The sequence below is a fragment of the Propionivibrio sp. genome, assembly GCF_016790145.1.
In the GTDB taxonomy this organism is placed as follows: Bacteria; Pseudomonadota; Gammaproteobacteria; order Burkholderiales; family Rhodocyclaceae; genus Propionivibrio.
The window spans coordinates 1-6,017 of record NZ_JAEUOI010000133.1; the positions used below are offsets into that span (position 1 = coordinate 1).

Annotated in this window: 5 protein-coding genes and 2 pseudogenes; 5 read left to right on the forward strand and 2 right to left on the reverse strand. The window is 57.9% G+C overall.

Features of this window, described 5'->3' with window-relative positions; all coding sequences use genetic code 11:
* Nucleotides 1-296 (forward strand): annotated as a pseudogene (locus JNM42_RS11395) (MerR family transcriptional regulator); the annotation flags it as partial.
* Between the two features lie 98 nt (nucleotides 297-394).
* Entirely contained in the window at nucleotides 395-883 is a 489-nt protein-coding gene (locus JNM42_RS11400; protein ID WP_294269664.1) for an adenylyltransferase/cytidyltransferase family protein, read from the forward strand.
* Nucleotides 884-1,027: 144 nt separating this feature from the next.
* Here JNM42_RS11400 and JNM42_RS11405 read toward each other — a convergent pair whose 3' ends face one another.
* Nucleotides 1,028-2,248, reverse strand: coding sequence for an HD domain-containing phosphohydrolase (locus JNM42_RS11405; RefSeq protein WP_294269667.1), 1,221 nt, complete (start codon nucleotides 2,246-2,248; stop codon nucleotides 1,028-1,030).
* 438 nt (nucleotides 2,249-2,686) lie between these two features.
* On the opposite strand from JNM42_RS11405, the pseudogene JNM42_RS11410 reads away from it, so the two are divergent.
* The 3 genes and pseudogenes from JNM42_RS11410 to JNM42_RS11420 all read left to right on the forward strand — a co-directional run.
* Nucleotides 2,687-3,043, forward strand: a pseudogene (locus JNM42_RS11410) (transposase zinc-binding domain-containing protein); the annotation flags it as partial.
* A gap of 630 nt (nucleotides 3,044-3,673) precedes the next feature.
* Nucleotides 3,674-4,438, forward strand: a complete 765-nt coding sequence (locus tag JNM42_RS11415; RefSeq protein WP_294269670.1) for a PEP-CTERM sorting domain-containing protein — start codon at nucleotides 3,674-3,676, stop codon at nucleotides 4,436-4,438.
* A gap of 245 nt (nucleotides 4,439-4,683) precedes the next feature.
* Complete coding sequence (locus JNM42_RS11420; protein ID WP_294269681.1) at nucleotides 4,684-5,112, forward strand: hypothetical protein; 429 nt, start codon at nucleotides 4,684-4,686, stop codon at nucleotides 5,110-5,112.
* A 25-nt stretch (nucleotides 5,113-5,137) separates the two neighbouring features.
* On the opposite strand, the gene JNM42_RS11425 is transcribed toward JNM42_RS11420, so the two are convergent.
* Nucleotides 5,138-5,482: a phenylpyruvate tautomerase MIF-related protein gene (locus tag JNM42_RS11425; protein WP_294269683.1), complete on the reverse strand. Its 345-nt coding sequence runs from the start codon at nucleotides 5,480-5,482 to the stop codon at nucleotides 5,138-5,140.
* Nucleotides 5,483-6,017: the final 535 nt, after the last annotated feature.

The window sequence follows — 6,017 nt, forward strand, 5'->3', positions numbered from 1 at the left end:
CCTGCATCTCGCTGGGAACGCAGACACCGCTGATCGACAACCGCCTGGCCGCCGTCGACCACGAGGCCGATATTGTCGCCCTGTCGTTCTCGTCGGCCTTTACCTCACGACAGAATTCTCCCCTGCTCGACCAGCTTCGCCAGATGCTTCCACCGGGGCTTGCCCTCTGGGCAGGCGGCGCCGGCAGCGACAGACTCCCGGCAATCGACGGCATCGTTGCGCTGCCGACCCTTGAGGACGCGCTCACGGCCTTGCGCGGCTGGCAGGATGGCGCGCCAGCACTCGGTCCCACGTAACTTCGAAGTTGCCAGCGCCTCCCCGAAGTTCAAAGCACCGATCGCCTTCCGCCTGCCAATGCTAAAATCATCGCTCGCCGCACGTGGAGCCGCAGTAGATGAATTTTCCGCCCCCCGCTTTTGAATTCAGGATTGTCGCGCCCGGCGACCTGGCCGCGCGTCTTGCGCAACTGCCGCGACCGCTGGTCTTTACCAACGGCTGCTTTGACATTCTGCACCGTGGCCACGTGACCCTGCTTGCTCAAGCGAGGGCACTGGGCAAGTCGATGCTGGTCGCACTCAACTCCGATGCGTCGGTCAGACGGCTGGGCAAGGGCGACGAGCGCCCGGTGAATACGCTGGCCGACCGTCTGGCGGTGATGGCCGCGCTGGACTGCGTTTCGCTGGTCACCTGGTTCGACGAAGACACACCCCTCGCCCGCATTCTCGACTGCCGGCCGGAGGTGCTGGTCAAGGGCGGCGACTGGCCGGTGGAGAAAATCGTCGGCCACGTTGAAGTCGCCGGCTGGGGTGGCAAGGTGGTGTCGATTCCCTTCATTCACCAGACATCGACGACGGCCTTGCTGGACAAAATACGCAGGCTATAGGCCAGGCGGATAGTCGCCTTTGCGAACTGCGGCTAGCGACCAATTCCCGTAGCCCGATGACGTCTTCAACTGCCGTCATACCGGCGCAGGCCGGTATCCAGATCTGGCGTGGATTCGCCTCCTGTACCCCGGCCAGCACTGCGTTCAGATTGTTTGCGTGGCGGCCAGCCAGCTCGCCTGCAGGTCCTCGCCGGCCACGGCCACCACCTCCGGATCAAGTGCACCGTTGGCGACAAACATGTCCAGGATGCGGGGGATCACTTCCGTGGGCTGCGGCCCACGGTAGGGTCGTGCCTGCGCCAGCGCCTGGAATACATCCGCTACGGCGACGATGCGGGCCTCAAGACTGAGACGTTCGGCCTTGTGGCGGAAGGGATAACCACGGCCATTCAGCGTTTCATGGTGGAAGGCCGCCCATTCGGCAACCGTCTCCATTCCGGGGATATGGCGCAGGATCTGATAGGTCTCGAAACTGTGCCGCTCCATGACCGAGAATTCCACAGGAGTGAGGGGAAAAGGCTTGTCGACAATCTCGTCCGGTACGCACAACTTGCCTACGTCATGCATCAGGCCGGCGATTTCCACCTGCACCAGTGCGTCGGCGTGCAATCCCATGCGTTCTCCCAGATGCCGGGAAAGCTGCGCGACACCCAGCGAGTGTGACGCGGTGAAGTGACTCTTGGCGTCGACGATGCTCGATACCAGGCGCGCCACATGGCGGAACTGGGGGAACTCGATGGTGACCCGCCAGTTGGCCAGCGGCAATTCGGACAGATAAAAATGCACGTGACGTGGCACCAGCGCAATCCAGAAAGCCTCGTTGGCGGCGGCCCCGAGAAAGGCACTGACGACCTCGGGCGCGAGCAGGTGACCGGCCATGGCTTCGATTTCGGCGCAGATCGCTTCCCGGTGCAGCAGCGGATTTTCCAGCCCTTCCCGCAGCAGAACCGAGTCCACACGGTCGGCGAGAAGTATCAGGTTACTGTCCACGGCATCGGCCTCGCTCAGGCCGGACGGCAGTTCACCCCAGGGCGTATGGTGGTAACGGATGGCATTGGCCAGCAGCGACAGGTGGGCAAAAGGCTGCAGCAGTTCATGCCCGCGTTCGCAGTGGGCATCCCGCTCGTCCCATTCCGAATCGTGCACCAGCCGCCGGTGCATGACGGTGGATGAAACGCCGATGTCATGGAGCAGACTGGCGCATACCAGGTTGTCGAGTCGCTCTTCAGGCAAGCCGAGGAGAAAGGCGCTTTTGCGCGCGATCATTGCCACCCGCTTGCCGTGCTGAAAATCGTTGACCCCGACCAGGTCGAGGGCGTCCGACAAGGCCAGCACGGCGCTTTTAAGGTCGATTTGCAAAGTCATCGATCATGGGCTCCATGAAATTTCGAACAGCATACCATTGCTTCTCTCACGGGAAGGCACTGTACGAACCTGCTGTTGAAACAAAGCCCGGCAGCAGGCCACGCTCGCCTGGAGACAGAATGCGGCCATTGATCAGCAGATAACAGTAGTCAGAACACATACCTTGATTCGGCTCGTACGTCCGCTTTGAGGTTGCTTGGCGCTATGAGTGTTTTCGGCCAGAAGCCGACACTGTCGACACTGCAAATCCCCGCCTATGAGCGTCAGCTCCAGGCGGGACAGCGGCCATCGATCTACCTACACGACTGCCTCAGTCGTGGTAGACCGTCCACCAAACGCGACATTAACTTGACCACCACGCTGCGGCTGTGCTCCTGCGCCCGAGTGCTGTGTATACAGTATCCTGTCTCGGTTATCCGACCAGGATGGGCCTATACGATGGCCGCCGCCGCTCAATGCGCCGCGCCTACACCCCAGCGCTACCAGTGCCACCGTCCCGAACACACACTTGTGTATCGCATTGACCATATCCACCTCGATACCTGGCTGGAACTCGCCAGCGGAGAGGATGGTGAAGCACCGCCGTCCCATGTTGAGCGCACCTTTCGCCGATACCTCGAATGCGGAATTCTCGCGCATGGTTTTGCACGTGCTTACTGCTACAAGTGTCAGCACGATTTCCTGATCGCCAACTCCTGCAAGTGTCGTGGCGTGTGCCCCTCGTGTAATACCTAGCGCATAGCCGAAACAGCGGCGCACCTGATCGATCTCTTCTTTCCGCCGCTGCCGGTGCGGTAATGGGTGCTGGCGGTGCCCAAACGGCTAGCGGCACCAGGCATCAGCCATACTTCGTCAAGGTCGGTTGGATTATCTATCCTTTATGGCAAGATTGTGCGCGGTAAAGTGAAGACCCTGACTGGCTGCCTGAGTGATACGTAGTTTGCATTGAAGGCGTCAAGGCCAGTAGCGCTGCATGGATAGCGGGCGGATTTGCGCTTGCCGCTTCCTGCCTCGAGGCCAAGAGCCACCAACCTATCCTTTCCGATTGGTTTGTTGTTCATCAGGCTGGCTTGGCATTTACCTGGAATGGTAAATTTTTATAACCATCCTCCGTGATTTACCTGGAAGGGGGTATTGACTTGCATCGTTGATCGGCGGACGCTGAAGCCTTGTCACATGCTAGTGAAAGCCCGAACGCAGGCACTACAAAGCATAGTTTTTTTGTAGCCTGAAGTTATGATTAGCAGGCACTGATCATGTTGATCAAATCAACAAGACAAAGCGTAGCGTTGATTTTCCTGCTCTCGTGGTGGGAAGCGGTTTTGACTTGTCCGGTTATGGCGATCACAACCCTTGGGCACAAAAACAGGATCTCCCGAAATTTTTAGATTACCCAAACTAACTTACTAGCTAGCAGGAGGTTTTATGAAGCGCTTAATGTTCAATCGGGCCGTGTCAGTTTGTCGTGCGACATTTTTTGCCTCATTGCTTTTGACGGGCTTGTCCACTTCAGCCCTTGGTGGGCCGCAGGTTTTCGCCACCAGCTATGATTTGAAAAACGGCGACGGAAACGCAGGCTATGGCAATGTCACGCTGTTTGATGATACCTACAACGGATCGGGCAGCAAGACAGTCGGTTACGCGGCTTTGTCCAGCGGGCTCGGGGATTTGACGGACGGTTTCGCGGCGGTTAAGAACTGGGGTGACTGCGGCGGTGCAAGACCATGCGTTTCAGGGCCTGCGTATGACAACAGCCCCTACGTAGGCTGGAGGATGTCCTCCCTTGCAACTCCTTCCGTTACATTTCACTTCACTCCCGGGACAAATATCGACGAAGTGAAGATTTCAATGAATTACGGGTATCACGCCAGCCCGCTGGGGTTCTTGATGGGGGGCGTCTCCTTATCTCAGGGAGCCGACCCGACTTACACGGGCGGCGGCGCAAACCACTGGTACGACTTTGCCGGTCTGGGATTGAGCGGAGATACGCTGAAGATAACGTTCAACTACAACCGGGAGCCTCGGACTACCGCCCACCCCTTCGGCCCGGCCGACTGGGTACTCGTTTCGGAAGTGCAGTTCTTTGCGGCGACCCCAGCCATCCCCGAGCCCTCAACCAACGCCATGCTGCTCGCAGGACTTGGTTTGCTTGGAATCGCGGCGCGGCGCACGAAACTGAAAACGGCTTAATAACTTTCAGCAGGACTTGCACAGAGACCCCGCTTCGGCGGGTTTTAGGGCCAAAAGGGCCAAGGTCGAATTATCTGTTGAGATCCGGTAGCACGGCCCTTGGACTGTCGGGCAACCGAAACAGCGTCGATGTTTATTGATCAATTTATTGCTTATAGAAGTCTGGGCCGGACGGCGGCAATGGATCATGAAGCGGTCGGACGACTACAAAACGTCATCAGTCTCTTCGGGGTCGATAAGGTGAGTTGGCGTTTTTGACAAGCAGCCGCTCCGGCTCAAGGCTGCTGATTTTCTGCTGGCGCGTGTTGATCGGCTGCAATGTGCAGCAGACCGGCCCCTCAAGAAACGCTGGCCCAATCATGGCGGCATCGAAAAAAATTCCCGATCAATTTTTCCTGGCGGTCGGCAATCGCTGCAAAGTACAAGTCACTACAGAAAACATGGATGGAAGTTCTGGCCGGGATCCGGACACCGACTTCGATTTTCCGCCGGGCTGCAATGTGCAGAGCTGCCGACGTTCAATCCGGCAAATTCCCTGGTTCCGAACAAATCATCCCGTTCGTCATCCCCCGGCGCAGCACGGGCCGTTTTCAGGCTGCGGAATTTCCATGAGCCTCACCGTGGCCAGCGACAAATTATCAGAACCCATGGCAACTACTGGGGAATGTTGCTAGAGGCTGGGAATTAAAGCCGGAAAGATTAAAAAGTCCCGCCGTTCCATCCCCACAGGGCGCCCTGGGCGTCGGCGAACTCGATATAAACCCGCTCGGTGTTCACGCCGAGCGCCTTGTTCATGAGTTCACACAGCGCTTTCGACAGGGTGGCCGTACGGCCTTGCGGCAGCCCGATGCTTTTCATTTCCAGGTAGGCCAGAGGAGACGAATCACCACCGAAGGCCATCGTCGCGGCGGTCTCAAGCGAGACCATGACGTAACGCTCGGGCTTTCCAAGTAAAGCCGCAACGGCGCGCGACGCCTCGGCGACGAGCGCTTTCCCGGCATCTGCGTCCAAAACTACGTTGGTTTGTATCTTCAGCAAAGGCATCGAGTTTCTCCGGTTCAGATTGTGGTAATTGAGGACAGGAATTTAAAACGAACGCTGCAAAGTATCCCTGACCTCCATACCTCGGTCAATGCTGTAGGGCAGTCGTATGAATGCATTGGTGATTTTTTCGAGGCTCCGCAAAGTCTTTCTTATCCTGTAACCGTCGTCCCAGCAAAAGCCTGGACCCAGTTGGCGCTCCAAAATCCTGGATTCCGGCTTTCGCCAGAATGAGCGCGAAGCCTGGCCTAGGGCCACGATGTGGGATGTTTCAGCCGTTTGCGATTTCATAAGCATTCATGCAATAACCTCGATCAATTCCGGTTTTTCACGCCCGGAGATCTCGCTGGCGAGTTCCAGTCAGGGTTCAGGGTTCGCCTGAACGGTATGAAACTACATTGACGTCCTCCCCGGCCTGAAGGCCGGAGATTCCTACGGCGCTATGCATGAGCAAGCTCACGTTTAGTCGCTTCGGCGGGTTCCTGCTTCGCAGAGTGGCCTAACCGCGCCGACTTTCCACAGGCTAACAAGCGATGCC